This is a genomic window from Naumannella cuiyingiana (assembly GCF_013408305.1).
Lineage (GTDB): Bacteria > Actinomycetota > Actinomycetes > Propionibacteriales > Propionibacteriaceae > Naumannella > Naumannella cuiyingiana.
This window is the reverse complement of the sequence record NZ_JACBZS010000001.1, coordinates 2,065,343-2,089,859: the sequence shown is the minus strand read 5'-3', so window position 1 is coordinate 2,089,859 and position 24,517 is coordinate 2,065,343. Positions and strand designations below refer to the sequence as shown.

Annotated in this window: 29 protein-coding genes and 1 tRNA gene; 17 read left to right on the top strand and 13 right to left on the bottom strand. The window is 69.7% G+C overall.

The genetic code is table 11. The features are described 5' to 3' along the window. Window positions 1-18: 18 nt before the first annotated feature. Window positions 19-570, top strand: coding sequence for a phage holin family protein (locus GGQ54_RS09685; protein ID WP_179445196.1), 552 nt, complete (start codon window positions 19-21; stop codon window positions 568-570). On the opposite strand, the gene GGQ54_RS09680 is transcribed toward GGQ54_RS09685, so the two are convergent. The 5 genes from GGQ54_RS09680 to nth all read right to left on the bottom strand — a co-directional run bounded on the left by GGQ54_RS09680 (window position 561) and on the right by nth (window position 4,978). Beyond that, window positions 561-1,172 carry an HdeD family acid-resistance protein gene (locus tag GGQ54_RS09680; RefSeq protein WP_179445195.1) on the bottom strand — a complete coding sequence of 204 codons (612 nt, stop codon included), beginning with the start codon at window positions 1,170-1,172 and terminating at the stop codon, window positions 561-563. The genes GGQ54_RS09685 and GGQ54_RS09680 overlap by 10 nt on opposite strands. Before the next feature lie 48 nt (window positions 1,173-1,220). Further along, complete coding sequence (locus GGQ54_RS09675; RefSeq protein ID WP_179445194.1) at window positions 1,221-2,948, bottom strand: glycerol-3-phosphate dehydrogenase/oxidase; 1,728 nt, start codon at window positions 2,946-2,948, stop codon at window positions 1,221-1,223. Between the two features lie 106 nt (window positions 2,949-3,054). Then, on the bottom strand, window positions 3,055-3,696 hold the full coding sequence (locus GGQ54_RS09670; protein ID WP_179445193.1) for an NUDIX hydrolase: 642 nt from the start codon (window positions 3,694-3,696) through the stop codon (window positions 3,055-3,057). Further along, a complete protein-coding gene (locus GGQ54_RS09665) occupies window positions 3,696-4,328 on the bottom strand; it encodes a TlpA family protein disulfide reductase (RefSeq protein WP_179445192.1) in 633 nt (210 codons plus the stop codon). The genes GGQ54_RS09670 and GGQ54_RS09665 overlap by 1 nt, the downstream gene beginning before the upstream one ends. Beyond that, window positions 4,325-4,978, bottom strand: a complete 654-nt coding sequence (gene nth / locus GGQ54_RS09660) for an endonuclease III (protein WP_218844106.1) — start codon at window positions 4,976-4,978, stop codon at window positions 4,325-4,327. The genes GGQ54_RS09665 and nth overlap by 4 nt, the downstream gene beginning before the upstream one ends. A 190-nt stretch (window positions 4,979-5,168) precedes the next feature. Between nth and GGQ54_RS09655 the strand changes: the two genes are divergently transcribed. Both GGQ54_RS09655 and GGQ54_RS09650 read left to right on the top strand, forming a co-directional pair. Further along, a complete protein-coding gene (locus GGQ54_RS09655) occupies window positions 5,169-5,846 on the top strand; it encodes a Crp/Fnr family transcriptional regulator (protein WP_343045919.1) in 678 nt (225 codons plus the stop codon). A 91-nt stretch (window positions 5,847-5,937) separates the two neighbouring features. Then, window positions 5,938-6,795 (top strand): endonuclease/exonuclease/phosphatase family protein, encoded by an 858-nt coding sequence (locus tag GGQ54_RS09650; RefSeq protein WP_179445190.1) that lies wholly within the window; start codon window positions 5,938-5,940, stop codon window positions 6,793-6,795. Here GGQ54_RS09650 and GGQ54_RS09645 read toward each other — a convergent pair. From GGQ54_RS09645 to sp36, 4 genes are read right to left on the bottom strand one after another with little or no spacing between them, the layout of a single operon-like run. Next, complete coding sequence (locus GGQ54_RS09645; protein WP_179445189.1) at window positions 6,788-7,552, bottom strand: MBL fold metallo-hydrolase; 765 nt, start codon at window positions 7,550-7,552, stop codon at window positions 6,788-6,790. The two genes, GGQ54_RS09650 and GGQ54_RS09645, sit on opposite strands and share 8 nt — an antisense overlap. Continuing rightward, window positions 7,549-8,214, bottom strand: coding sequence for an NUDIX hydrolase (locus tag GGQ54_RS09640; protein WP_179445188.1), 666 nt, complete (start codon window positions 8,212-8,214; stop codon window positions 7,549-7,551). Before GGQ54_RS09640 ends, GGQ54_RS09645 begins: the two co-directional genes overlap by 4 nt. Window positions 8,215-8,226: 12 nt before the next feature. Further along, the gene (locus GGQ54_RS09635) at window positions 8,227-8,688 is read right to left on the bottom strand and encodes a RidA family protein (RefSeq protein ID WP_179445187.1); all 462 of its coding nucleotides are present in this window, start codon (window positions 8,686-8,688) and stop codon (window positions 8,227-8,229) included. Between the two features lie 12 nt (window positions 8,689-8,700). Beyond that, window positions 8,701-8,856, bottom strand: coding sequence for a Sp36 family protein (gene sp36 / locus GGQ54_RS09630; RefSeq protein ID WP_179445186.1), 156 nt, complete (start codon window positions 8,854-8,856; stop codon window positions 8,701-8,703). Window positions 8,857-8,900: 44 nt separating this feature from the next. Between sp36 and bagA the strand changes: the two genes are divergently transcribed. The 4 genes from bagA to GGQ54_RS09610 are packed head-to-tail and all read left to right on the top strand — an operon-like array spanning window position 8,901 to window position 12,098. Beyond that, window positions 8,901-9,869, top strand: a complete 969-nt coding sequence (gene bagA, locus GGQ54_RS09625; RefSeq protein ID WP_179445185.1) for an ATPase BagA — start codon at window positions 8,901-8,903, stop codon at window positions 9,867-9,869. Beyond that, window positions 9,866-10,993, top strand: coding sequence for an ArsA family ATPase (locus tag GGQ54_RS09620; RefSeq protein ID WP_179445184.1), 1,128 nt, complete (start codon window positions 9,866-9,868; stop codon window positions 10,991-10,993). Before bagA ends, GGQ54_RS09620 begins: the two co-directional genes overlap by 4 nt. Before the next feature lie 34 nt (window positions 10,994-11,027). Beyond that, window positions 11,028-11,534 (top strand): helix-turn-helix domain-containing protein, encoded by a 507-nt coding sequence (locus tag GGQ54_RS09615; RefSeq protein ID WP_179445183.1) that lies wholly within the window; start codon window positions 11,028-11,030, stop codon window positions 11,532-11,534. A gap of 3 nt (window positions 11,535-11,537) precedes the next feature. After that, window positions 11,538-12,098 (top strand): VapC50 family PIN domain-containing toxin, encoded by a 561-nt coding sequence (locus GGQ54_RS09610; RefSeq protein ID WP_179445182.1) that lies wholly within the window; start codon window positions 11,538-11,540, stop codon window positions 12,096-12,098. A gap of 25 nt (window positions 12,099-12,123) precedes the next feature. On the opposite strand, the gene GGQ54_RS09605 is transcribed toward GGQ54_RS09610, so the two are convergent. Beyond that, the gene (locus GGQ54_RS09605; RefSeq protein WP_179445181.1) at window positions 12,124-12,384 is read right to left on the bottom strand and encodes a WhiB family transcriptional regulator; all 261 of its coding nucleotides are present in this window, start codon (window positions 12,382-12,384) and stop codon (window positions 12,124-12,126) included. Between the two features lie 192 nt (window positions 12,385-12,576). Between GGQ54_RS09605 and GGQ54_RS09600 the strand changes: the two genes are divergently transcribed. The 6 genes from GGQ54_RS09600 to GGQ54_RS09575 all read left to right on the top strand — a co-directional run bounded on the left by GGQ54_RS09600 (window position 12,577) and on the right by GGQ54_RS09575 (window position 18,556). Further along, entirely contained in the window at window positions 12,577-15,024 is a 2,448-nt protein-coding gene (locus GGQ54_RS09600; RefSeq protein WP_179445180.1) for a transglycosylase domain-containing protein, read from the top strand. After that, complete coding sequence (locus GGQ54_RS09595; protein ID WP_343045918.1) at window positions 15,017-15,943, top strand: metallophosphoesterase; 927 nt, start codon at window positions 15,017-15,019, stop codon at window positions 15,941-15,943. Before GGQ54_RS09600 ends, GGQ54_RS09595 begins: the two co-directional genes overlap by 8 nt. A 75-nt stretch (window positions 15,944-16,018) precedes the next feature. After that, window positions 16,019-16,092, top strand: a tRNA-Pro gene (locus GGQ54_RS09590). Window positions 16,093-16,220: 128 nt separating this feature from the next. Next, a complete protein-coding gene (locus tag GGQ54_RS09585; protein ID WP_179445179.1) occupies window positions 16,221-17,051 on the top strand; it encodes a glycerophosphodiester phosphodiesterase family protein in 831 nt (276 codons plus the stop codon). A 60-nt stretch (window positions 17,052-17,111) separates the two neighbouring features. Further along, window positions 17,112-17,927, top strand: coding sequence for a CoA transferase subunit A (locus GGQ54_RS09580; protein WP_179445178.1), 816 nt, complete (start codon window positions 17,112-17,114; stop codon window positions 17,925-17,927). Then, on the top strand, window positions 17,927-18,556 hold the full coding sequence (locus tag GGQ54_RS09575; RefSeq protein WP_179445177.1) for a CoA transferase subunit B: 630 nt from the start codon (window positions 17,927-17,929) through the stop codon (window positions 18,554-18,556). The genes GGQ54_RS09580 and GGQ54_RS09575 overlap by 1 nt, the downstream gene beginning before the upstream one ends. A gap of 76 nt (window positions 18,557-18,632) precedes the next feature. Here GGQ54_RS09575 and GGQ54_RS09570 read toward each other — a convergent pair whose 3' ends face one another. Together GGQ54_RS09570 and GGQ54_RS09565 are read right to left on the bottom strand one after the other, a co-directional pair. After that, window positions 18,633-18,977 carry a hypothetical protein gene (locus tag GGQ54_RS09570; protein ID WP_179445176.1) on the bottom strand — a complete coding sequence of 115 codons (345 nt, stop codon included), beginning with the start codon at window positions 18,975-18,977 and terminating at the stop codon, window positions 18,633-18,635. Window positions 18,978-19,002: 25 nt separating this feature from the next. After that, the gene (locus tag GGQ54_RS09565) at window positions 19,003-20,271 is read right to left on the bottom strand and encodes an aspartate kinase (protein WP_179445175.1); all 1,269 of its coding nucleotides are present in this window, start codon (window positions 20,269-20,271) and stop codon (window positions 19,003-19,005) included. 86 nt (window positions 20,272-20,357) lie between these two features. Between GGQ54_RS09565 and GGQ54_RS09560 the strand changes: the two genes are divergently transcribed. Further along, window positions 20,358-20,834 (top strand): DUF1707 SHOCT-like domain-containing protein, encoded by a 477-nt coding sequence (locus tag GGQ54_RS09560; protein WP_179445174.1) that lies wholly within the window; start codon window positions 20,358-20,360, stop codon window positions 20,832-20,834. Further along, window positions 20,812-21,495, top strand: coding sequence for a DUF998 domain-containing protein (locus GGQ54_RS09555; protein WP_179445173.1), 684 nt, complete (start codon window positions 20,812-20,814; stop codon window positions 21,493-21,495). The genes GGQ54_RS09560 and GGQ54_RS09555 overlap by 23 nt, the downstream gene beginning before the upstream one ends. On the opposite strand, the gene GGQ54_RS09550 is transcribed toward GGQ54_RS09555, so the two are convergent. Then, window positions 21,492-22,226, bottom strand: coding sequence for an IclR family transcriptional regulator (locus GGQ54_RS09550; RefSeq protein WP_281370104.1), 735 nt, complete (start codon window positions 22,224-22,226; stop codon window positions 21,492-21,494). The two genes, GGQ54_RS09555 and GGQ54_RS09550, sit on opposite strands and share 4 nt — an antisense overlap. A 174-nt stretch (window positions 22,227-22,400) precedes the next feature. Here GGQ54_RS09550 and GGQ54_RS09545 point away from each other — a divergent pair, with 174 nt between their 5' ends. Together GGQ54_RS09545 and GGQ54_RS09540 are read left to right on the top strand one after the other, a co-directional pair. Continuing rightward, the gene (locus tag GGQ54_RS09545; RefSeq protein WP_179445171.1) at window positions 22,401-23,321 is read left to right on the top strand and encodes an MBL fold metallo-hydrolase; all 921 of its coding nucleotides are present in this window, start codon (window positions 22,401-22,403) and stop codon (window positions 23,319-23,321) included. An 87-nt stretch (window positions 23,322-23,408) separates the two neighbouring features. Beyond that, the gene (locus tag GGQ54_RS09540; protein WP_179445170.1) at window positions 23,409-24,413 is read left to right on the top strand and encodes a Gfo/Idh/MocA family protein; all 1,005 of its coding nucleotides are present in this window, start codon (window positions 23,409-23,411) and stop codon (window positions 24,411-24,413) included. Window positions 24,414-24,517 lie beyond the last annotated feature (104 nt).

Here is a 24,517-nt window from a genome sequence, read left to right as displayed (position 1 = left end):
CAACCGGAGGAGCAGTCGATGAGTGATCCCGACACCACGCGCACCGATGCGCCCGGCGCCTGGGCCGATGCGGACGGGCCGGATGCCGCCACCCTCGGCCGCCCGCGCGGGATCGGCGCGCTGGTCACCAATATCGTCACCCTGATCCGGACGCTGCTGAACGATGTCCTCGCGCTCGGCCAGGCGGAGATGAAGCCGGCGGCCAAGCACGCGGGCGTCGCCGCCGGGCTGTTCGGGGCCGCGGCGTTCTTCGCGCTGAATGCGCTCACCCTGCTCTTCGTGGCGGGAGCCTTCGCCATCGCCCGACTGTTCGGCGCGCGGTTCCTGGTGATCGCTGCGGGTTTCGCGATCATGGGCGTCCTGCTGCTGGTGATCGCCGGCATCCTCGGCGCGGCCGGCTACTTCGGTCAGGTGAAGAAGATCAAGGGGCCGGAGAAGACCGTGGCCGCCATGACGCGGGCCACCGAGTCGGTCCAGCAGGCGATCTCGCGCGGCGTGGCGAACGCCAGGACCCACGAGCTCGCCGCAAAGAACTTCAGTGACGACCCGGAGACCTACGGCTACCGCTGATCCGAGGTGACGGGCCGCCCGCCGTCGACCTTGCCGAGCTGGACGGCGCGGATGATCCCGACGATGCCCCCGGCGACCAGGAAGATGCCGCTCACCCAGATCAGCGTGACGGCGCCCTCCAGCGGGAACATCAGCAAGCTGACGCCGCCCGCGATCGAGATGATCCCGTAGAAGATCGACCATCCGGTCGCGGGGGTGCGCCGGGCCTCGACCAGGCTGACGATGCCCTCGATGATCCAGCCGACCGCGACCAGCGTGATCGCGAACAGCGTGTAGACCACCTCGGTGGCCGACAGGTTTCGCAGACCGATCGCACCGCAGATGATCAACAAGATGCCGATCAGGACGAAGAACACACGCATCCAACCGCTGATCGGCCCGCCGATCACCCCGACGGCGAGCCGGGCGATGCCGAGCACGATGAAGAAAATGCTCAGGACCACCGTGAGCACCGTTGCGGCGACCTGCAACGTCTTGTCCGGCCAGATCAACAACACAATGCCCAGCACCAGTCCGATCACGGAACTGATCAGGAAGAAGCTACGCACCCGGCGCGCGACCTCGGCGCCGATGTCTGCGAGTCCGAACGTTTCCTGTGACATCCCGACCTCCATGCTCGATTGATCAACAACCGGCCCCTGGAGGTGATGCTACTCCGGCACGGCGAGCGGCACCAGATCCGGCGCATTCTCCCGGACCCGTGCGGCGTCGGCGTCATCTGTGGTCCGCTGGGCCGCCAGGGTCGCCTGTGCCGATGCCGTGTAGTTGGCGATCTCCGCGGCGACCCGGTCGGCATCCCAGCCCAGTCGCGGCGCGACCAGCCCGGCGATCTCGGGCAGGGCGCCGACGCCCCGGTCGGGGGTTTCGTAGTCCAGGCGTACCCGGTGGGTGAGGATGTCCTCCAGGTGCAGGGCCCCCTCGTGGGTGACCGCGAAGACCACCTCCGCGCCGAGGTAGGCAGGCGCCGACCGCAGCGGTCGGGCCAGTGACGGATCCTCCTTGATCAACTCGATCAGCTCGACCACCTCGTCGCCGTAGCGGTCCAGCAGGTGTTCCTGGCGGCCGGCGCTCCAACCGAACGGGCGGCTCAGATGCGGCATCCGGCGGGTCACCGAGGTGAGGTCGATGGCCCCGAGCAGCGGTGTCTTGTCGGTGACCGACGGCAGCCGCTCGGCCTCCTCCTCGCCCAGCGCGAAGTCGACCACGTCCTGCGCCATCTTGCGGTAGGTCGTCAGCTTCCCACCGGCGATGGCGACCAGGCCCGGCGCGAGCTCGGCGACGGTGTGCTCGCGCGACACCTTCGTCGAGGAACGCTCATGATCAACGGGCTGCAGCAGCGGGCGCAGACCGGCGTAGGTGCCGATGATGTCGTCGCGGGTCAGATCGGAGTCGAGCACCGCATTGGCGTGTTCCAGCACATAGTCGATGTCCTCGCTGGTCGGCACCGGATGCAGTCGCTCCTGCGCCCACGGCGTGTCGGTGGTGCCGATGATCCAGTAACGCTGCCAGGGAATGATGAACAGCACCGACTTCTCGGTACGCAGGAACAGCCCGGTGCTGCCGTTGATCCGCGACCGGTCGAAGATCAGGTGGATTCCCTTGGAGGCAAGGACCTTCAGCGTCTGGGGCACATCCGACATCGCCTCGGAGTCCTCGGTCCACACGCCGGTCGCGTTGATCACCCGCCGGGCGGGGATCCGCAGCGCCTCGCCGGATTCCAGGTCGACCGCATCGACGCCGATCACGCGCCCGTCGGAGTCCTTGATCATGCCCGTCGCCTGCACCCGGCTGGCGGCCAGCGCGCCGTGATGGGCAGCGGTACGGACCAGGTCGATCACCAGCCGCGCATCGTCCACCCGGGCGTCGAAGAACCCGATCGCCCCGACGATCTGATCATCTTTGATGTCGGGGAACACGCGCAGCGCATCGGTCTTCGAGTAGTGCTTCTGCACCGGAACGGTGACGCCCTGGTTGGTCAGGATGGACAACGTGTCGTACAGCCCGACGCCGACCGCGCTGTAGGACCGTTCGATCACCGGCGTCTTCAGCGGCCACAGGAACGGCTGCGCCTTGACCAGGTGCGGCGCGATCGTCTCCAGCAGCAATCCCCGCTCGCGCAGCGCCTCCGCCACGAGCGCGAAGTCGAGGTTGTACAGATAGCGCAGCCCACCGTGCACTAGCTTGCTCGACCGCGAGGAGGTGCCCGATGCCCAGTCCTGCATCTCGATGATGCCGGTCCGCAGCCCGCGCGTCGCCGCATCGAGCGCCGTGCCGGCACCGGTCACCCCGCCGCCGATCACCAGGACATCGAGCGGTTCGGCGGCGCGCAGCTCCTGCAGGGCCGCGGTCCGGCTCCGCCCGTCCAGTCGGGTCGTCATCGTGCTCCTTGTCCAGCGCCGCTCCGGGTCCAGCGCCGCTCCGGCGTACCGCTCCGGCGTACCGCTCCATCCCTATCACCCCGCGGCGACGGCTGGGAAACTCCGGTCAGCCGCGCGCGCCGGGCACCGGCAGCTCGCGCGCCACCTCCCATGGGCGCGCCCAGCCGCCCAGGGCGAGCAGCCCGTCCAGAATCGCGGCGGTCAGGCCCCAGACGAACAGCTCCTGGCCGTCGGAGTCGAAGACGAAGGCGGGCCCGCGGAAACCGCGCGGGTGGACGGCGGTGCAGCGGGTCGCCGGATCGGTGAGCACGGATACCGGTACGCGGTGCACGCTCGCCACCTCGGCCGGATCCGCGGCCCGCAGCGGGTGCGGCGCCGCCCACCGCCCGACGATCGTCGTCACGTCGAAGCCACTGACGGCCACGTGCACCGCGGGCAACTCGCCGATCACCTCGACGGTCTCGGGCCGCAGCGCGACCTCCTCGCGGGACTCGCGCAGCGCGGTGGCGACCGGGCCGGCATCGCCTGCCTCCGCCGCACCGCCGGGGAAGGCGACCTGACCGGCATGGCTGCGCATCGTGGCGGCACGCTCGGCAAGCACGATCAGCGGATCCGGATCGTCGGTGAACAGGGCGAGCACCGCCGCCGCGCGACCGTCCACCGCCGGGTGTCGGCGCAGCCGGGCCAGCGCCTCGCCGGGCGTCGCGGCGCCGAGCCCGGCGGCCAGCCGCCCGAGGGGGTCCGGCATCAGCGCACCCCGAGATACTCGGCGCTCAGGGCCCGCAACTCGTCCAGCGAGGCGAACGCGCCGAGCTTGCGGTGGACCACCCGGCCATCGCCGGTGACGAAGAGCGTCTGTGGGATCGCCTGCCCGAGATCGCCACGCAGCGCGCCACGGCGGTCGGCGAGCTGCGGCCAGGTCCACTGGCTCGCCCGGGCGAAACGGATCGCGCCCGCCGGATCAGGATCGTCGACATCGATACCGATGAGCTGGACCTCGTCCCCGGCCACGGTGGCGAACGCCGCGAGGTGCGGCGCCTCCTCGCGGCACGGGCCGCACCAGGTCGCCCACAGGTTGACGATCATCGGCTTGCCGCGCAGGGCGGACAGGCGCACCTCCCCCGTCCCGTCGATGCACGGCAAGGTGACATCGGGCAGCCCGTCGGGACGGGCGCTGGCCCCGGGATCGGTCGTCGGGCATTCCGCGATCCCGGCGTCGCGGCGCGCCGCGACCAGATCAACGGGTGCGGGGGCCGGTGCGGTCGCCTCGCCGGTCGGGGCGCCCGGCGGCTCGGAGCGCGCGATGGCGATCGCGACGCCGGCGATCACCACCAGCACGAGCACCGGCCCGAGCGCCAGCAGCAGGACCCGGCGGCTCATCCGCGCGGCTCCCGGACCAGCTTCGCCGCGACCGCCGGGTCGGTCGGCCCCTCACCGTAGGAGGGACACAGCCCGGCCAGCGGACAGGCACCGCAGGCCGGGCGGCGGGCGTGGCAGCGGCGCCGACCGTGCCAGATCACGTTGTGGGAGAGCTGGGTCCAGTCCTTGCGCGGGAACAGTGCGCCGACCTCGGCCTCGACCCGATCGGGATCGGTCGCCGAGGTCCAGCCGAACCGCCGGACCAGCCGCGCGAAGTGGGTGTCGACGGTGATCCCGGGCACGCCGAAGGCATTGCCGAGCACCACATTGGCGGTCTTGCGCCCGACGCCGGGCAGGGTGACGAGGGCGTCGAGCGTACCGGGCACCTCGCCGCCGAAGTCGTCGACGAGCGCGCGGCTCATCCGGATCAGCGCCGAGGTCTTGTTGCGGAAGAATCCGGTCGGCTTGACCAGCTCCTCCAGCTCGGCCGGGTCCGCGGTCGCCATCGCCGCGGCATCCGGGAAGCGGGCGAAGACCGTCGGGGTGACCAGGTTGACCCGCTTGTCGGTCGACTGCGCCGACAAGATCGTGGCCACCAGCAACTCGAACGCATTGCCGAAGTCGAGCTCGGCATGCGCGTCGGGATACAGGTCGCCCAGGATCCGGTTCATCTTCCGCGCGCGGCGGACCAGCGCCACGTCGGGCCTCGGCGCGGCGGCACGGTCGATGGTCGGCACGTCGGCCACCCTAGCCCCGCGCACCGACACCCACCTCGCTCTCTCCCGGCGTACCGCCTCCAACGGGTACGCTGGCGCTGCCCGGGCGGCAGGCGTCCCGGGCCAACGATCAAGGAGGACGTCGGTGGAGCCGGAGGTCTTGCGGCAGGCGCCCTTGTTCAAGGGGCTCGATGACGAGGCCGTGGACGCGCTGGCGGCCGCCATGACGACGGTCCGGCTGGCCCGCGGGGAGGTGCTCTTCCACGAGGGCGTGCCGGGCGACCAGCTCTATGTATTGGTCTCGGGCAAGCTCAAGCTCGGCCGGCAGGGCAGCAGCGGCCGGGAGAATCTGCTGGCCGTGCTGGCGCCCGGACAGATGTTCGGCGAGCTGTCGGCATTCGATCCCGGTCCCCGGTCCACCACCGCGAGCGCGGTGGTGGACTCGGAGGTACGCGTCCTCGAGCATGACGAGCTGATCACCTGGCTGACCGGGCGCCCCGAGGTGTCGCGCGCCCTGCTCGGCCAGCTCGCCGCCCGGTTGCGCCGCGCGAACGATGTCGTCTCCGATCTCGTCTTCTCCGATGTTCCCGGCCGCGTCGCCAAGCAGCTACTGGACCTCGCCGACCGGTTCGGCGAGGAGCGCGACACCGAGATCGTCGTGCACCACGGCCTGACCCAGGAGGAGCTGGCCCAGCTCGTCGGCGCCTCCCGCGAGACCGTCAACAAGGCCCTGGCGGACTTCGCCGCGCGGGGCTGGTTGCGGCTCGAGCCCCGCTCGGTGGTCATCCTGGACCGCGAGCGTCTGCACGGCCGCGTCCGCTGAACCGGTCGAACAGGGTTCACCCGCAGGCACCGCGTTCGTAACCTCGGCCCGAAAGGCTGGCGCCCCACCCGCCGTCGCGAGGAGCCCCGTCATGTCAGCAGCCCCGGACCTCCGCGGCATCGGCCGGATCGTCATCGGCCTGATGCTCGCACTGTTCACCACCGCCGGCATCGCCCCCACCTCCGCGATCGCCGCCCCGCCGGCGCGCGAGCTGCGGGTGATGAGCTACAACATGCACGCCGGGATCGGCGACGACGGCCGGCTCGACCTGGAGCGGACGGCGCGGGTGATCGAGACCTCGGGCGCGGACGTGATCGGCCTGCAGGAGGTCGACCGGCACTGGAGCGCCCGCTCCGACTACGTCGACCAGGCGCAATGGCTGGCGCGCCGGCTCGGCCTGCACTACGCCTACGGCGCCAATCTCGATCGGGATCCCGAACCGGGCCGCACCGAGCGTCGCCAGTACGGCACCGCGGTGCTCAGCCGCTACCCGATCCAGTCGGCGACCAATCACGCGCTCACCTCGATCCCGTATCCGGAGCGGCCGACCGAGCAGCGCGGCCTGCTGGCCACGCGGATCAACGTGCGCGGCGTGAAGATCGACTTCTACAACACCCACCTTGATCACCAACGCTCGGAGCAGCGAGCCTCCCAGGTCAGGGAGATCCTCGAGCTGACCGCCGGTACGCAGCGTCCGGCCATCCTGGTCGGCGACCTGAACGCCGTCCCCGAGGCGCCGGAGATCCGGATGCTGACCGACGACGCGTTCCGCGATGTCTTCGCGGGAACCGATGCGTTCACCTACCCCGCCGATGCCCCGAACCGGCGCATCGACTATGTGCTGACCCGCGGCCCGCGCTCCTTCACCGACTCCACGGTGATCGACACCCCGGCGTCGGACCACCTGCCGGTGGTCACCACGATCACCGATCTGCGCAAGATCAACTGATCTCGCGCAGGTACGCCAACTGCGCCCGCACCGACGACAGCGCCGCCTCGCGGACGGCCGGGTCGGTGTCGGCGTAGACGGTGTCGACGACCTGCTCGGCCGTCTCCGCACCGCCGGCGAGCGCGGTGCGTACCTGGTCGAGCCGCTGTTCGCGGTGTCGCCGGTAATGATCAAGCACGCCGGCGGGTTCGTCCACGACCGGCCCGTGCCCGGGCAGCAGCGACCGGATCGCATGATCATCGACGGCGGCGCGCATCCGGGCGAGCGAGGCGAGGTAGGCGCCAAGGTCACCGTCCGGGTGCATGATCACGGTCGTGCCGCGGCCGAGCACCATGTCGCCGGTGAGCAGCACCGGCTCCTCGCCCGCGACCAGGAAGCCGACCGAGTCCGAGGTGTGGCCCGGGATGTGCAGCACGGTGACGGCGAGGCCGCTGGCGGCGAGCCGCTGCCCGTCGGCGAGCCTCTCCCAGCGGTCCAGGACCACCCCCAACCGGTCCGGATCCCACCAGGAGCGGACCAGCGCGCCCGTCAGGTCGGCGAACTCCGGCACCGCATCCAGATGATCATGGTGATGGTGGGTCAGCCAGATCTCGGCGATCCCGCCGGGGGCGGCCGAGGCGATCGCGTCCAGATGCGCGTCGTCGTCGGGGCCCGGATCGACCACCACCCGCGGTCCGGCGGGATCGCCGAGCAGCCAGGTGTTCGTGCCGTCGAGCGTCATCGGCCCCGGATTCGGAGCGAGCACGCGATCGATCATCGCAACTCCTCGTCATGATCATCCGGTGTCGGGTACGCCAACAGCCACCCGTCGCCGTCGCGGACCACCTCCGGGCGTACCGGCTCCACCACGCGCGTGCGGGCGGCCGCCAGCAGGGATGCCAGGTCGTGATGATCGGCCAGCTCCAGCAGCGACGCCCGGGTCGGCGGCATCAGCGCCAGCTCGCCGGCGTCGGCGCGGGCCAGCGCATCGGCGGGTCGGCACCAGAATGCCGCGTCGGCCTCCCCCGACACGTCCTCGGCCCGGGCGCCCGGCGGCAGCACCGCCAGATAGAACCAGGTGTCATAGCGACGCGGCTCGGTACGCGGGGTGATCCAACGCGCCCACGGGAACAGGTCGCCCGGCGCCACCTCCACTGTCGTCTCCTCGGCCAGCTCGCGGACCGCGCAGGCGCGCAGCGGGTCCGGCCCGGCGACATCGGCCGGCTCTTGCCGGCCGCCGGGGAAGACGGCCATGCCGGCCGCGAAGGCCATCCGGGCGTGCCGACGCATCAACCACACCTCCAGCCCGTCAGCCTCCCCGGGCCGCACCAGCAAGACGCTGGCCGACGGGTCGGCGCGCGCGGCGGGATCCGGCAGCACCGGTTCTGCCGGCAGCCGCGTTCGCCGCAGCCGGCTCAACACATCACGCGAGGACGCCATCGCCAGCACCGCTCAGGCGAGCAGTCCGATCATCTCGACCTCGACCGGCGCATCCAGCGGGAGCACGGTGACGCCGACGGCGCTGCGGGCGTGCCGACCCTGCTCGCCGAACACCTCGCCGACCAGTTCGCTCGCACCGTTGCCCACCTTTGCCTGGTCGCCGAAGGACGGGTCGCTGGCCACGAAGACCGTGAGCTTGAAGATCCGGGCGACATTGTCGATCCCGCCGGCGGCCTCGGCGAGAGCCGCCAGGGCGTTGAGCGCGCAGATCCGGGCCAGCCGTTGACCCTGCTCGACGCCGATCCCGGCGCCGAGCTTCCCGGTCGCGGCGAGCGCTCCGTCGACCATCGGCACCTGACCGGAGGTGTAGAGCTGATTGCCCACCACCACGGCGGGCGTGTAGGCGGCAATCGGGGCGACCACCGGCGGCAGCTCGATGCCCAGCTCGGCGAGGCGTTGCGCGGGCGTACCCATGATGTTCCGCCCTCAGCCGAGCGGCCGCTTGAAGTAGGCGACCAGGTTCTCGGGATTGGGGCCGGGCACGACCTGCACCAGTTCCCAGCCGTCGGCACCCCAGTTGTCCAGAATCTGCTTGGTGGCGTGCACCAGGACGGGCACGGTTGCGTACTCCCACTTGGTCATGGCGTCACCCTAGACCCCGCGCGCGCCCGGTAGCGTTGTGGCCCATGAGCCTCCCGCCGCTGCTCGCGCCCGCGTTGCACGTGATCAGCGGCAAGGGCGGGACCGGCAAGACGACCGTCGCGGCGGGGCTGGCCTGCGCGCTGGCGGCGGGCGGTCGGCGGGTGCTGGTGTGTGAGGTGGAGGGCCGCCAGGGGCTGGCCGAGGCGTTCGGCGTACCGCCGTTGAAGGCGAGCGAGGAACCGCGGCTGGCGCTGTTGCCGGACGGCGGCGAGGTGTTCGGGCTGAACGTGGATGCCGAGGACGCGCTGGCGGAGTACCTGGCGACGTTCTACCGGCTCGGGATCGCCGCGCGGGCGATGGATCGGTTCGGGCTGTTCGACTTCGCCACCTCGATCGCGCCGGGACTGCGGGACGTGTTGCTGACCGGCAAGGTCTACGAGGCGGTACGCCGTCGCGCGCGCGGGCGCCCGAACAGCTACGACGCCGTCGTGCTGGACGCACCGCCGACGGGCCGGATCGGGTCCTTCCTCAATGTGCACTCGGCGATCTCCGGGCTGGCCAAGGTCGGCCCGATCCGCAACCAGGCCGACTCGATCGTGTCGTTGATGCGCTCCCCGGCGACGGTGGTGCATCTGGTGACGCTGCTGGAGGACATGCCGGTGACGGAGACGATCGAGGCGGTCGATGATCTTGCCCCGACCGGGATCCGGGTCGGGTCGGTGATCGGCAACCGGATCCGGGCCACTCCGATGAGCGACGATGATCTTGCCGCGGCGGCCGCCGGAACGCTCGATCTGGCCGTGCCCGGGCTGAGCGAAGCGCAGGACACGGCACTGCGGGCCGAGTTCGCCGAGGACGCCGGGTTGATCATTGACGAGCGGGAGCGCTACGAGCGGCTGCTCTCCCTCGGCCTGCCGTTGGTCACCGTGCCGACGATTCCGGGTGGCATCGACCGCGGCGCGGTGATCACCATCGCCGACCGGCTGCGCGAGAAGCTGGGAGCAGCGGCATGAACCCTCCCGATCGGCTCGACCTGGACGCGGTGATCGCCGACCGCGGCATCGAGGTGCTGATCTGTTGCGGCTCCGGCGGCGTCGGCAAGACGACGACCTCGGCTGCGCTCGCATTGCGGGCCGCCGAGCGGGGCCGCCGGGTGGTCTGCCTGACCATCGACCCGGCGCGCCGGCTGGCGCAGTCGTTGGGGCTCGGCGAGCTGGACAACACCCCGCGCCCGGTGACCGGGATCGACACGAGCGCGGGCGGTTCGCTGGACGCGATGATGCTCGACATGAAGCGCACCTTCGACGAGGTGGTGCTCGCCCACTCCACGCCGGAGAAGGCCCAACAGATCCTGGCGAATCCGTTCTACGAGGCGCTGTCGACGAGCTTCTCGGGTACGCAGGAGTACATGGCCATGGAGAAGCTCGGCCAGTTGCATGCCGAGGCCCGCTCCGGCGGTCGCTGGGACCTGATCGTCGTCGACACGCCACCGGCACGTTCCGCCCTGGACTTCCTCGACGCGCCGGAACACCTGAGCCGGCTGCTCGACGGGCGGATCCTGAAGCTGCTGCTGGCGCCGGCCAAGGGCCCGTTCCGGCTGATGGGCGTCGGGATGAGCATGGTCACGAACGCGCTGTCCAAGATCCTCGGCGCGCAGGTGTTGGCCGACGTGCAGACCTTCGTGGCGGCCTTCGAGACGCTGTTCGGCGGGTTCGGCGAGCGCGCCCGGCGTACCCGCGCGGCCCTGGCCGGGCCGCAGACGTCGTTCCTGGTGGTGGCCAGCCCGACCCGCGACGCGCTGCGCGAGGCGACCTATTTCGTCGAACGTCTGCGCGAGGAACGGATGCCACTCGCCGGGGTGGTGATCAATCGAGTGCACTCCTCCGAACTCGATCTGTCGGCCGGGCGGGCCGAGGCGATCGCCGAGGATCTCGATCCGGCGACCCACCAGGCGCAGATCCATGCGCTGCGCCGGCACGCCGCCCGGATGACCGAGATCGACACCGAGCGCCGCCTGCTGGACCGGTTCCGGGCCGTCGCCGCCGGCGTACCGATGGCCTATGTGCCCGACCAGGGCAGCGACGTGACCAGCACCGACGACCTGCGCGCGATCCGCTTCGCCGAATGGGCCGGTTGACCCTGATTTCGATTTTTTCGATTGCACTCGGTGCATGGGCACTCCTACCCCACGACGCTCCACAACCGTCCGCGGCCCCAAGACCTATGTCCCCTCCCCCGAGTCGGAATCCGCCATCGAGAAGTTCGCCGCACAACTCGAGGCGCTGACCGAGGCCAGTGCCGATCGGCCCGCGCTGATCGGCCCCCACAATGAGCTGATTCCGCTGCCCCCGGAAGCCTTCGAGGTGCTGGCGCAGGTCTATGAGGCAATGAAGCGCGGTCTCGCCATCCATGTGGCGCCCCTGAACGCCCAGCTCACCACCCAGGAGGCGGCCAACTACCTCGGCATCTCACGCCCCACCCTGGTGAAGCTCCTCGAGTCGGGAGCCATCCCGTTCATCAAGCCCGGTCGCCATCGATACGTGCGCATCGACGACTTGATCGAGTACGCCGAGCAGTTGCGCACCAGACGATCCGAGAACCTGGACCAGATGGCACGAGACGCAGAGGACGATGACCTCTACGAGCTGCTCGACGGCCCCCCACCCAAGATGCGGTGAGTTGTGCGTTTGCCTGTCTTCCTCGACACGAACGTCATCGACCCGGTCTCGCTTGCCGACACCCTCATGAGGTTGGCGGAAGTCGACGTGATCCGACCACACTGGTCGGCCGATGTCATGGCCGAGTTGGTTCGAAACCTGGGCAAGCGCCTGCCCCGGGAGAATGCAGCCAAGCGCGCACTCGCGATGGAGGCCGCCTTCCCCGAAGCAATGGTCACCGGCTACGAAAGCTTGGTCGATGGGATGACCAACGACCCCAAGGACAGGCATGTTCTGGCCGCTGCAGTCCACTCCGACTGCCAGGTGATCGTCACCTTCAACACCGGCGACTTTCCTGACGACTCCCTCGCGCCCCACGACCTTGTCGCGGTTCACCCAGATGCGTTCCTGCTGGATCAACTGGAGCTCTATCCGCAACTCGTCCGCCGGTCGCTGCAGCGACAGTCCGCGGCTACCGCGCGGCCGCGCCTGACGCTGCTGGAACTGATTGAGCACTTCGAACGGATCGGACTGCGCGGGTTTGCCACCGAGCTGCGCCGCAGCTGGCCCGATCTGACAGGTTGAGAGCAGTCGACCGCTGGCCGGCAGGTCAATCCCCCGCGAGCATCGCCTTCCAGGATTCGACATCGGTACGCGAGCGCAGCAGATGCCGGCGCTCCCGCTCGGTCATCCCGCCCCAGATTCCCCATTCGATCCGGTTGTCCAGGGCCTCGGCGAGGCACTCCCGGCGGACGTCACAACCGGCACAGACCTGGCGCGCGTCGCGTTGCCTGGCGCCCTCGACGAACAGGGCGTCCTTCGACCCGGCACACTTGGCCTGCAGGGTCCACTCGGCGACAAGCTGGGCCATTGGCTCCCCCTTGCGGTTCGGCAGCACACTTCATTGGGTTCCGCCCCCATCGCCGGGCCCTGGGTGAGGGCCAGACTCTAGGACGCTGGCGACCAACTTAGCGGTTCGTTCACGAACCTGTAACCTCCGACTTCTGCGGTACGTGACCCGCGAGAAGTTCGGATTGCCCGGGCCGTCGCGTACCCTGTCGCCATGCCCAACAGCTCCGAGCGCGGCGCGACGCTGCTGTACTCCTTGGCCATGTTCGGTGTCGTCAGCGTGATCTGCGGCATCCTCGTCGCTGGCCTGATGGTGCCCTATGCCGCGCTGGCGACCGCCGGCGCGAAGGCCGGCGCCTCCACCGTGGAGGACCTGCCGGAGGATCTGGTGATCCCGCCGCAGTCCCAGCGGACCTCGGTCTACATGGCCGACGGCAAGCTGTTGACCAACTTCTACGAGGACTACCGGATCTACAAGCCGCTCGACGACATCTCGCCGACGATGGTCTCGGCGCAGCTCGCGATCGAGGATCACCGCTTCTACGAGCACGGACCGCTCGACCTGACCGGTACGCTGCGCGCCCTGGTCACCAATGTCGGCGGCGGCGACACCCAGGGCGGCTCGTCGATCACCCAGCAGTACGTGAAGATGGCGCAGATCGACATCGCCAAGCGCAACAACGACCAGGCCGGGATCGCTCGGGCGCAGGAGAGCACGATCCAGCGCAAGATCCAGGAGTTGCGCTACGCGATCGCGCTGGAGAAGCAGCTCAGCAAGGACGACATCATCGAGCGATACCTGAACATCGCGATGTACGGTCCGTCGGTCTACGGCGTCGAGGCCGCCGCGCAGGTCTACTTCGACAAGTCGGCGAAGGATCTCGATCTGGCCGAGTCGGCCTTCCTGGCCGGCCTGGTGCAGAACCCGACCCGGACCGACCCGGCGGACAACCCCGACGCCGCCCTGGAGCGCCGCAATGTGGTGCTGAACCGGATGGCCGAGCTGCAGCTCGTCACCCGCGACGAGGCGGCGAAGGCCAAGGAAGAGAAGTTCGACCCGAAGAAGATCGAGCGGCCGACCAACAACTGCGCCAACTCGCGCTATCCCTTCCTCTGCGACTACGTCAAGAAGACGATCACCACCAACCCGATGTACGGCGAGACCCCGGAGGATCGGGAGAACCTGCTGCTGCGCGGCGGGCTGGAGATCCAGACCGAGATCGACCCCAAGGCCCAGGACGCCGCGGAGAAGGCCGTCGCCGACATGATCTCCCCGAAGGACCCGGCCCTGGGCGTGATGAGCCAGATCCAGCCCGGCACCGGCCTGATCATCGCGATGGCCCAGAGCCGCCCGGAGATGGGCAACAAACCCGGCCAGACGTTCTACAACTACGCCGTGTCGCGCGAGATGGGCGGCGCCGAGGGCTACCAGATGGGCTCCACCTTCAAGGCCTTCACCGCCGCCGCGGCGATCGAGAAGGGCATCCCGCTCTCGCAGACATACGCGTCACCTTCCGGAATGGAGTTCAAGGGACGCACAATGCAAACCTGCAACGGACCGGTGAAGTCCAATCAGTACGACCCGAAGAACTCGACCCGCAGCGGCACCTTCAACATGCGCCAGGCGACGGCGTACTCGGTGAACACCTACTTCGTCCAGTTGCAGCTCGCCGCAGGCAACTGCCGAGTGGCGCAGATGGCCGACAAGGCGGGCCTGCAGCTCTCCCAGGGCGGCACGCTCGTTGATCCTGGGCCGACCGCCAACGAGAAGGATCCGATGGGCTACGACAACTACACGTCGTTGACCCTGGGTATCGCCGATGTCACACCGCTGTCCGTCGCGGAGGCGTACGCGACCTTCGCCGCGCGCGGCAAGCACTGCAAGCCGATCATCATCAAGGCGATGAAGGACTCCAACGGCAAGGACGTCAAGGTGCCGAGCGCCGACTGCAAGCAGGTCATGGACCAGGGAGTCGCCGACGCCACGACCGAGCTGCTGCGCGGCGTGATGAACGGCACCGGCGCGCCGGCCAGGATCCCCGGGGGCTACCCGCAGGCGGGCAAGACGGGCACCATCGACTCCAACAGCGCGGTGTGGTTCGCGGGCTACACCCCGGAGGTCGCCGGTGCGGCGATGATCGCCGTCGACAAGACGAACGACTACTGGGACAACCGCCGTAAGAGCCTCAAGGGGATGCGCCTGCCGGAGAGCGGCACCTACCTCGCCGGTTCGGGCGGTGGCGACGCCGGCCGCGGCATCTACGCACCGGCGATGGAGAAGGCGCTCGAGGGCAAGCCGCGTACCGGATTCAAGCAGGCGTCGTCGAAGTTCACCCAGGGCAAGAATGTCGACGTCCCGTCCACCAGCGGGATGAGCGCCTCGCAGGCGCGGGAGACCCTGGAGGGCGCAGGCTTCAACGTGGCGCGGCAGAGCGTGTACTCCAGCCAGCCGTCCGGCAGCTACCTCGGGACCTCGGCCAATGGCAGCGCGAAGGCGGGCCAGACGATCTACCTGATGTATTCGAAGGGGCCGCGGCCGAAACCCGCCCCGGCCCCGGCGCCGAAGAAGGAGCCGGAGAAGAAGGACGACAAGAAGCCGGAGAAGAAGGACGAGAAGCCCGCGGACAAGCCGCAGACCCCGAGCGATTCGGGCGGTGGCTGAGCTGCCCCGCGCCCGGAGCAACGTCCTGACCACCGCCGGCCTCGTTCTCGGGGCCGGCGGTGCCTGTCTTGCCTACGGCGCATTCATCGAGTCCCGGGCGTTCCGGCTGCGCGAGGCGACCGCCCGGTGCCTGCCGCCCGGCTCGCCGTCATTGCGGCTGCTGCACGTGTCCGACCTGCACCTTGCGGCGGGCCAGCGGCACAAGATCGACTGGGTCGCCGGGCTCGCCGAGCTGGATCCGGATCTGGTGATCAACACCGGCGACAACCTGTCGGGCCCGTTCCCAGAACGCGTGCTCGAGGCGTACGCCGGGCTGTTGGGCCGGCCGGGCGCGTTCGTGTTCGGTTCCAACGACTACCTCGCCCCGGTCGCCAAGAATCCGCTGCGCTATCTCGGCGGCTCCAGCGCCACCCACCCGCAGAAGCCGGTCTCGCCCGAACGGCACCTCCCCTGGCGCCCGATGCGCGACGCCTTCCGGGACGCGGGCTGGGTCGACCTGACCAATGCCCGCGGTGAGCTGGAGGTGAAGGGGGTACGCCTCGCGCTCCGCGGCGTCGACGATCCGCACATCGAGCTCGATGACTACGCGGCGGTGGCGGGTCCGGCGGACCCCGCCGCCCTGAGCATCGGCCTCGCGCACGCGCCCTATCGCCGGATCCTCGACGAGATGGCGCGCGACCACGTCGACCTGATCCTCAGCGGGCACACGCACGGGGGCCAGGTCTGCGTACCCGGTTTCGGCGCCGTCATCACCAATTGCGACATCGACCGGGCCCGGGTGAAGGGCCTGTCGACCCACTCGGCCGATGGCTGGACCTCGCTCCTGCACGTCTCCGCGGGCCTCGGCATGTCGCCATTCGCGCCCTACCGGTTCGCCTGCCCGCCCGAGGCCACCCTGCTCACCCTGCTGCCCCGCTGACCCTGCTGCCCCACCGAACGATTGGCTGACCGCGCCGCGGGTGGGCTACACTCTCCCGGTGCCCGCTTGGGCACACGGGGTGTGGCGCAGCTTGGTAGCGTGCTTCGTTCGGGACGAAGAGGTCGCAGGTTCAAATCCTGTCACCCCGACTTTTTGATCATGATCGGCACCTGCTCGGCGCCGGACCCTCAGCACCCGTTCGCGTGTTGTTAACCGTTTGTTGACCGCCCATCCCTAGCTTCGGGACTGTCCACCGACCCCGAGAGCTGGGATCACCGTGACCGCAACCGGTTCCACTCCTGCCCACCCCTGGACCTCAACCACCACCCGCGTCATCGCGCACCGCGGCGCCTCCGCCGACGCCCCCGAGAACACCCTTGCCGCGGTCGAGCGCGCCATCGACGACGGCTCCGCCGTGGTCGAATGCGATGTGCAACGCACCGCCGACGGCGAGCTCGTGGTCCTGCACGATGCGACGCTCGCCCGCACCACCGACGCCGGCTCGGTCTTCCCTCGCCGCAAACCGTGGAACGTGGCCGATCTCACGCTTGATCAGGTACGCCGACTCGACGCCGGCGCCTGGTTCGGCGCCGAGTTCGCCGGGCAGCGCGTACCCACCCTGCGGGAGTGGATCGACGCGATCGGCACCCGCGCCGGAATGTTGATCGAGGTCAAGCATCCCGACCGCAAGCCCGGCATCGAGAACGATCTTGCCGAGACCCTGCGGGCCAGCCAGTGGGCCCGCCGCGCGCTGCACGACGGCCGCCTCGTGGTCCAGTCCTTCGATCATGACTGGCTGCGCCACGCCTACGCGCCCCTCGGCGACGGCGTACCGCTCGGCGCGCTCTGCCTCGCCCGCCCCAGCTCACGTCAGGTGCGCGCGATCTCCGAGTGGGCCGACCAGCTCAACCCCCGGCTCGGTGCCACCGACCGGGCGCTGGTCGACGCCGCCCACGAGTGCGGCTTGTCGATCAACGTCTGGACGGTGAACGGCACCACCGACATGCGCCGTCTGATCGACGCCCGCGTCGACGGCATCATCACCAACAAGCCCGCCAAGCTGGCCGCGCTGGCGCGCAAACACGGCGGGCTCACGGTGGGCGCCTGACCCGGCAACCGGACCACCGCGTCCCGGCGGCTAGGATCACCGGGGACGTAGGAGGAGTGCATGGACAAGGTGGTCTCGTCCGCGGCGGAGGCCGTCGCAGACATCGGGGACAAGGCATCGCTGGCGGTCGGTGGGTTCGGACTCAGCGGCGTGCCGGAGGTATTGATCCAGGCGCTGCACGACGCCGGCGTCACCGATCTTGAAGTGATGTCGAACAACTGCGGCGTCGACCAGCTCGGACTCGGCCGGCTGCTGATGGACAAGCGCGTCGCGCGGGTGGTCGCCTCCTATGTCGGCGAGAACAAGGAGTTCGCGCGGCAGTACCTCTCCGGTGAGCTCGAGCTCGAGCTCACCCCGCAGGGCACCCTGGCCGAGCGGCTGCGGGCCGGCGGTTCCGGGATTCCCGCGTTCTACACCGCGACCGGAACGGGTACGCAGGTGGCCGAGGGCGGGCTGCCGTGGCGCTACGACGCCGAGGGGAACGTGATCAAGGCGTCGCCGCCGAAGGAGACGCGTACCTTCACCAATGCCGACGGCAACGAACAGGAGTTCGTGCTCGAAACTGCTCTCACGCCGGACTTCGGCCTGGTCCGGGCATGGAAGGGCGACCGGCACGGGAACCTGATCTATCGGGAGTCCTCGCGCAACTTCAATCCGCTCGCCGCGATGGCCGGGCGGGTCACCATCGCCGAGGTCGAGGAGTTGGTCGAGCCCGGTGATCTTGATCCCGACTCGATCCATACCCCGGGCGTCTTTGTCCAGCGCGTGGTCGCGCTGACCCCGGAACAGGCCGCGGACAAGCCGATCGAGAAGAGGACGGTACGCCCGCGCGGCGGCGACCCCGGCGACAAGATCGAGAAGGAGGGCGACGTCTGATGCCGTGGACACGCGAGGAGATGGCCGCCCGGGCGGCCCGGGAGCTGACCGACGGATCCTATGTGAACCTCGGCATCGGGCTGCCGACGCTGGTGCCGAACTATGTCGATGACGAGACCGAGCTGGTGCTGCAGTCCGAGAACGGGCTGCTCGGCGTCGGGGCGTACCCCTATGAAGGCGAGGAGGACCCCGACCTGATCAACGCCGGCAAGGAGACCGTCACCCTGCGCCGGGGCGCGTCGACCTTCGACTCGGCGACCTCGTTCGGGATGATCCGCGGCGGCAAGATCGATGCGGCGATCCTCGGGGCGATGCAGGTGTCCAAGGATGGCGACATCGCCAACTGGATGATCCCCGGCAAGATGGTCAAGGGGATGGGCGGCGCGATGGATCTCGTGCACGGCGCCAAGCGGGTGATCGTGCTGATGGAACACGTCGCGAAGGACGGATCGTTCAAGATCGTCAACGAGTGCTCGCTGCCCTATACCGGCAGGGGCGTCGTGCAGCGGATCATCACCGACCTCGGGGTGATCGACGTCACGGAGGCCGGGCTGAAGCTGGTCGAGCTGGCCCCAGGTGTGACCGCCGACGAGATTCGCGCCAAGACCGAACCCGAGCTGGCCGACTGACGCGGCGCGGCTCCAACCGACGGCAGCGCGAGGGACCTGTCACCTCCATCCGCGAGCCGAACCGGCAGCCGCGGGATCAGCGCGCGCGGGCGGGCGGCGGGCCCGCCGGGATCTGCTGCGGTGCCCGTACGCAGACGGCGGCGATCAGCAGGGCCACCCCGACCACGCCGGTCACCACCCCGGGCAGCGCCAGCAGCGACACGACCGGGCTCGCCAGGGGCAGATCCAGCGTCGTGACCACATACGGCAGCAGGTACGCATATGCCGTGCCCAGGACAGTGGAAACCAGTAGCGAGGCGCAGCCGATCAGACCAAGGCTGCGGCGCGGGCCCGTCGCCCGGGTACCGATCAGCACCAGCCCCACGACCAGCACGATGACCTCGGGCAGCCGGAACAACACGGCCGACAGAACATTCGTCACCCGCGCAGGCTAGGCCGCGCGCGGGTCACCGCCCGGTGCCGGCGTAGACCGTGGCCTCCTGGTCGCTGTCCAGCCCGAAGGCGGTGTGCGCGGCACGTACCGCCTGATCGACCTCGGCCTCGTCGACCACCACCGAGATCCGGATCTCCGAGGTGGAGATCATTCCGATGTTGACGCCCGCCTCGGCGAGCGCGGTGAAGAACTTCGCGGTCACCCCCGGATGCGAGCGCATCCCGACGCCGACCACGGAAACCTTGCCGATCTGGTCGTCGTAGAGCACGTTCTCGAAGCCCACATCGTCCTTGATCGCGTTCAGGGCATCGACGCCCTTCTTCCCGTCCGCGGTCGGCAGGGTGAAGGAGATGTCGGTCCGGGAGGTGTTCACCTCCGAGACGTTCTGCACGATCATGTCGATATTGATCTCGGCCTCGGCGACCGCCGAGAAGATCTTCGACGCCTCGCCGATCCGGTCGGGTACGCCGACGATGGTGATCTTCGCCTCGTTCCGGTCGTGGGCAATGCCGGAGATGATCGCCTGTTCCACGGGATTGGTCCCTTCGTCGGGTTCGGTCACCCAGGTGCCGTCGAGATTGTTGAAGGAGGAGCGGACGTGCACGGGCACGTTCTCGCGTCGGGCGTACTCCACACAGCGCAGATGCAGGATCTTCGCGCCGCAGGCGGCCATCTCGAGCATTTCCTCGTAGCTGATCCTCGGGATCCGCCGGGCGGCCGGCGCGATGCGCGGATCGGCGGTGAAGACCCCGTCGACATCGGTGTAGATCTCGCAGACGTCCGCACCGAGCGCGGCCGCCAGCGCGACGGCGGTGGTGTCGGAACCGCCGCGGCCGATCGTGGTCACGTCCTTGGTGTCCTGGCTGACCCCCTGGAAGCCGGCGACGATCACGATGTCGCCCTCGCCCACCGCGGACTCGATCCGCCCCGGCGTGATCTTCAGGATCCGCGCGTTGCCGTGCACGCCCGTGGTGATCACCCCGGCCTGGGAGCCGGTGAACGACCGCGCCCGCAGGCCCTGGTCGTGGATCGCCATCGCCAGCAGCGCCGCGCTCATCCGCTCGCCGGCGGTGAGCAACATGTCCAGCTCGCGCTCCGGCGGCTGCGGGGAGACCTCATTGGCCAGGTCGAGCAGTTCGTCGGTGGTGTCGCCCATCGCCGAGATCACCACCACGACGTCGTTGCCCGCCTGTTTGGTGGCAACCACCCGCTTCGCGACGCGCTTGATGCTTGCCGCGTCGGCCACGGATGAGCCGCCGAACTTCTGTACCACGCGGGCCACGGGTGTCCCTTCTCCTCGTCTGGTCCGGGGCTACTGTAGTTGGCGCGCGGACGCGAGAGGGTGCGCGCCCGAGAACGGAGATGGCAATGACGGACCCGGCGCGGCTCCCGGCGAAGCGGATCGGAGACTCCGAGCGCGACGAGGCGGTCCGGTTGCTCACCGAACACATGTCGGCGGGGCGGATCGATTCGGCCGAGTTCGACGATCGGATGTCCCGGGCTCTGTCGGCCAGGACGATGGGCGATCTGGATCCGCTGTTCGCCGATCTGCCCGGTGCCCGCCCCGACCAACAGGTCGTCCCCTCCGCGCCGGCCCAGCCGCCGGTGCCCGCTCCGCGCGACGACACCCTCAAGCGGGTCGGCCAGGTCATCGTCGCGCTGCTCTGGCCAGCCGCGATCATCGCGATGATCGCGTTCGGCGTCTGGTGGCCGATCCTGATCCCGATCTTTGGCAGCGGCGCGATCGCGGCCGCGTTCGGACTGAACCATGGCGACCGCCGGCCCCGAGACCGCGAGCGGGACCGGCGAGGGGAGCTGCCCGGTGGCGACCGCGATCAGCACTGACCGCACCCGGCGCGGCGGCCGACTCCGCGTCGTCGGCCTGACCGCGCTGACGATCACGATCCAGTACTTCGTCATCGAGGCCATCGTCGCCGGAGCATGGATCGATCCGGCGTACAGCTACGTCAACAACTACATCTCCGATCTCGGCGCCCCCCGGTGTGCGACATTCGCCGACCGTGCGGTGTGCTCGCCGTTGCACGCGCTGATGAACGCGTCGTTCCTGTTCCAGGCCGTGCTGGTCGCGGTCGCGGTGGCCACGCTGGGTCCCCGGCTGCGGAGCCGCGGGCGTTGGCTGGTGATCATCCTCGGGTCGATCACGGCAATCGGGATGGCGATGGTCGGGATCTTCCCGGGATCGGTCGTCGAGGACCTCGGAAGCGATCCCCTCCTGCACGGGACCGGGGCGATGCTGGCCATCCTGGGCGGCAATCTGACCGTGCTGTGCGTGGGCATCGTCGCCCGCCGCGGGCCGCTGCTGGCGGCCGGTTCCTTCGTGGCCGCCGCGGTGGGCCTGTTCGCGGTGCTGGCCCAGACCGTCTTCGGCACCGATCTTGGCCTCGGTCGCGGCGGGGTCGAACGGCTGATGGTGAATCCCTGGCTCGTCTGGGCCATCGTCGTCGGCGTACTCGGACTGGTACGCCGTCGCCGGCCTCACGCCTAGCGCGCCCCCCGGGCCCGCGGGTTATGCAGTGCCCGCGCGATGGTGATGGCCGCCGCCCTGGCCGCCATGTCGAATCGGGGCAGGCTGATGCGGCCGGCCACGCCGGAGATGGAAACCGCCGCGATCACGTCGTCGGCATCGAAGATCGGCACGGCGACGGCAGCGACCGTGTTGAACGATTCCCGCCGGTCGAACGCGACACCGCGCTTGCGAATCTCCGCCAGCTCCGTCCGGAGTGCATCCGGCTCGGTGATGGTGGCCGGGGTCAATCGGCGCAACGGCTCACCGAGCGTGCGCTCGACAATCTCGGCGGGCGAGAAGGCCAGGATCGCCTTCCCCGAGCAACTCGAGTGCGCGGGCCAGCGCGTCCCGCTGCGCTGCGGCAGCCGGGGTGCGTCCCGCCCGCAATAGGTGTCCAGATAGACGACCTCCGGACCGTCCAGCACGGCAAGCCCGACGTTGAGGTTGGTGGCCCGGCTCAGGTCGGTCAGGGTCGGCCTCGCCGCGTCACGAAGCGTCCGCGCGCGCGGCGCCGCCTGCCCGAGTTCGAACACGAAGGTGCCCAACTGCAAGCCGTTCGCCGTTCGCTCGACCAGCCCCAGACGCACCAGCTCAGCGACCAACCGGTGCACCGTGGTCTTCGGCAGTTCGGTGCGTCGGGTGAGCTCCTCGACGGTCATCCGTGTTGCCGGCTGGAGGAAGGCTCGCAGGATCTGCACCGAACGACCCATCACCGAGACCTCGCTCGTGTTCCGATGAGTGGGACTCATCCATTGATGATCAAGTCCGTCTCCTGCATTGTCAATGGCACAACGAAGAACTGAAGGAGGAGGATTGCCGGGCTACGTCGGCGGTCAGGAGGACCTGTTGATCGACATCACGCTGGACATCGCGGGGGCCGGGCGATGATGTGGCCGGTCGGGAGTGCCCGAATCCACCGCGTCACCGAGACCGCCCACTGGCCGTTTCCGCCCGAGGAGGCCTTTCCCGACTGGACCGCCGAACACGCAGCACAGGCGGCTCGCCGGTTCCCCGAGGCGTACGACGCGACGACGGGTGAGCTTGTGCTGTCGATCCACACCCATGTGATCGAACTCGGCAATCTCCGAATCGTGGTCGATGCCGGCAATGGGGATCACAAGCCGAGACCGGTGCTGGCGGCCCATCACGGGTTTGCGGCGGGACAGCCCGACCGCCTCCGCGCCAGCGGCTTCCCACCCGACAGCATCGACGTGGTCGCCACGACGCACCTGCATCCCGATCATTGCGGCGGCAACACCGTGCTGCGCGACGGAGGGTGGATTCCGACCTTCGGCAACGCGCAGTACCTGATCGTCCGCGCCGATCAGCACTGGCTGGACCGGCTCGGCGAGCCCGGGGCCGGCACCGTCGAGTCGGACCTGGCGCGGATGCGCGAAGACAGCGTGCGGCCGTTGGCGCGGCAGATCCAGGTGGTCGACGCACCCCACCCGATCGCGGACCACGATGGCACCCGGGTACGCCTGGAACCGGCGCCGGGCCACTCGCCCGGACACTGCGTGGTGACCGTCGAGGCAGCCGACGGGTCGGGTGCGCTGATCGGCGGCGATCTCCTCCATCACCCGTTGCAGCTTGATCATCCGGAGCTGGTACATGTGGGAGACGGCGACCCGGAAGCCGCCGCGGCAAGCCGCCGGGCCTGGCTCGGCCTGGCTGCCGAGCGGCGCTGGCCGGTGCTCACCGCCCACTTCCCCGAGGGAGCTCCGCAATTGATCACCGAGACCGCGGACGGCCTCGCCTGGGTCGAGCGCGCGAGCCAAGACGCGGGGCCGAGCCGGCAGCCATGACCGGGGCCACGCTGATCACCTTGTCGCCGTGGATGCGACAGCGGCGCGGCGAGCGGGTGGGGACTCCATCGGGCTAGGCTCGCCGGCATGAGCACCCCCGACATCGTCCGCTGGGGCATCGCCGGTCCCGGCAACATCGCCAACTCGCTCGCCGCCGACTTCCCGCACACCCCGCATGCCGAGCTGGTCGCGGTCGCATCCCGGTCGGCGGAGCGAGCCCGCAGGTTCGCCGACGAACACGGCACTGCCCGGGCGTACGGCAGCTATCGCGAGCTGATCGACGACCCGGACGTCGACGTGATCTATGTCGCGACCCCGCATCCGCAGCATCTGGCGATCGCCGAGGCGGCGCTGCGGGCCGGCAAGGGCGTACTGGTCGAGAAGTCCTTCACGGCAACCCTGGCCGGTACGCAGCGGCTGGTCGAGGTTGCGCGCGAGACCGGACGGTTCGCGATGGAGGCGATGTGGACCCGGTTCCAGCCGGCCATCGCCAAGGCTCGCGAGCTGGTCGCCGACGGTGCGATCGGGCGACTCGGCGGCGTGCAGGCCGACCTGTGCATCGGCCGGTCGTTCGAGGCGGGCAACCGCCTGTTCGAGCCCGAGACGGGCGGCGGGGCCCTGCTCGACCTCGGCGTCTATCCCGTGTCATTCGCCCAGCACTTTCTCGGCGATCCGGACCGGGTCGAGGCGATGGGAGCCCGCTACGACAACGGCGCGGACAGCTCCGCGACGGTCCAATTGGGGTACGCCGACGGCCGCCTCGCGTCCTTGTACTGCTCCATCGAGAACGCCGGCCCCGGCCGGGCGATGCTGCTCGGCAGCGACGGCTGGATCGAGGTGCCGCCGCGGTTCCATCACCCCGACCGGGTGATCTTGCACCGCAAGGGCGCCGAGCCGGAGGAGTTCGTCGCGCCGCGCACCGGCGCCGGGTATGCCCACGAGCTGATCGAGGTCACCGAGGCGGTGCGCGCCGGGCGTACCGAATCCGAGCTGATGCCGCTGTCCGACACCGTCGCCGTGATGGCGATCCTTCAGCAGGCCGCCGACCAGATCGGTCTCGAGTTCGCCGAGGCCACCGAGATCCCGACCTGATCCGAGGTGGTTCGCCCTGCGCGCCCCCACCCAACACCTACTGGCCAGCCAACCAACACTTGCTCGCCCACCCCACAGCTACTGGCGCACCACCCAACACTTGC

What these genes read in the sequence shown, in the direction of transcription:
- GGQ54_RS09685 (WP_179445196.1), top strand. Translation starts at nt 19, where the DNA reads ATGAGTGATCCCGACACCACGCGCACCGATGCGCCCGGCGCCTGGGCC.
- GGQ54_RS09680 (WP_179445195.1), bottom strand. Translation starts at nt 1,172, where the DNA reads ATGTCACAGGAAACGTTCGGACTCGCAGACATCGGCGCCGAGGTCGCG.
- GGQ54_RS09675 (WP_179445194.1), bottom strand. Translation starts at nt 2,948, where the DNA reads ATGACGACCCGACTGGACGGGCGGAGCCGGACCGCGGCCCTGCAGGAG.
- GGQ54_RS09670 (WP_179445193.1), bottom strand. Translation starts at nt 3,696, where the DNA reads ATGCCGGACCCCCTCGGGCGGCTGGCCGCCGGGCTCGGCGCCGCGACG.
- GGQ54_RS09665 (WP_179445192.1), bottom strand. Translation starts at nt 4,328, where the DNA reads ATGAGCCGCCGGGTCCTGCTGCTGGCGCTCGGGCCGGTGCTCGTGCTG.
- nth (WP_218844106.1), bottom strand. Translation starts at nt 4,978, where the DNA reads ATGAACCGGATCCTGGGCGACCTGTATCCCGACGCGCATGCCGAGCTC.
- GGQ54_RS09650 (WP_179445190.1), top strand. Translation starts at nt 5,938, where the DNA reads ATGTCAGCAGCCCCGGACCTCCGCGGCATCGGCCGGATCGTCATCGGC.
- GGQ54_RS09645 (WP_179445189.1), bottom strand. Translation starts at nt 7,552, where the DNA reads ATGATCGATCGCGTGCTCGCTCCGAATCCGGGGCCGATGACGCTCGAC.
- GGQ54_RS09640 (WP_179445188.1), bottom strand. Translation starts at nt 8,214, where the DNA reads ATGGCGTCCTCGCGTGATGTGTTGAGCCGGCTGCGGCGAACGCGGCTG.
- GGQ54_RS09635 (WP_179445187.1), bottom strand. Translation starts at nt 8,688, where the DNA reads ATGGGTACGCCCGCGCAACGCCTCGCCGAGCTGGGCATCGAGCTGCCG.
- sp36 (WP_179445186.1), bottom strand. Translation starts at nt 8,856, where the DNA reads ATGACCAAGTGGGAGTACGCAACCGTGCCCGTCCTGGTGCACGCCACC.
- bagA (WP_179445185.1), top strand. Translation starts at nt 8,901, where the DNA reads ATGAGCCTCCCGCCGCTGCTCGCGCCCGCGTTGCACGTGATCAGCGGC.
- GGQ54_RS09620 (WP_179445184.1), top strand. Translation starts at nt 9,866, where the DNA reads ATGAACCCTCCCGATCGGCTCGACCTGGACGCGGTGATCGCCGACCGC.
- GGQ54_RS09615 (WP_179445183.1), top strand. Translation starts at nt 11,028, where the DNA reads ATGGGCACTCCTACCCCACGACGCTCCACAACCGTCCGCGGCCCCAAG.
- GGQ54_RS09605 (WP_179445181.1), bottom strand. Translation starts at nt 12,384, where the DNA reads ATGGCCCAGCTTGTCGCCGAGTGGACCCTGCAGGCCAAGTGTGCCGGG.
- GGQ54_RS09600 (WP_179445180.1), top strand. Translation starts at nt 12,577, where the DNA reads ATGCCCAACAGCTCCGAGCGCGGCGCGACGCTGCTGTACTCCTTGGCC.
- GGQ54_RS09580 (WP_179445178.1), top strand. Translation starts at nt 17,112, where the DNA reads ATGGACAAGGTGGTCTCGTCCGCGGCGGAGGCCGTCGCAGACATCGGG.
- GGQ54_RS09575 (WP_179445177.1), top strand. Translation starts at nt 17,927, where the DNA reads ATGCCGTGGACACGCGAGGAGATGGCCGCCCGGGCGGCCCGGGAGCTG.
- GGQ54_RS09560 (WP_179445174.1), top strand. Translation starts at nt 20,358, where the DNA reads ATGACGGACCCGGCGCGGCTCCCGGCGAAGCGGATCGGAGACTCCGAG.
- GGQ54_RS09550 (WP_281370104.1), bottom strand. Translation starts at nt 22,226, where the DNA reads ATGGGTCGTTCGGTGCAGATCCTGCGAGCCTTCCTCCAGCCGGCAACA.
- GGQ54_RS09545 (WP_179445171.1), top strand. Translation starts at nt 22,401, where the DNA reads ATGATGTGGCCGGTCGGGAGTGCCCGAATCCACCGCGTCACCGAGACC.
- GGQ54_RS09540 (WP_179445170.1), top strand. Translation starts at nt 23,409, where the DNA reads ATGAGCACCCCCGACATCGTCCGCTGGGGCATCGCCGGTCCCGGCAAC.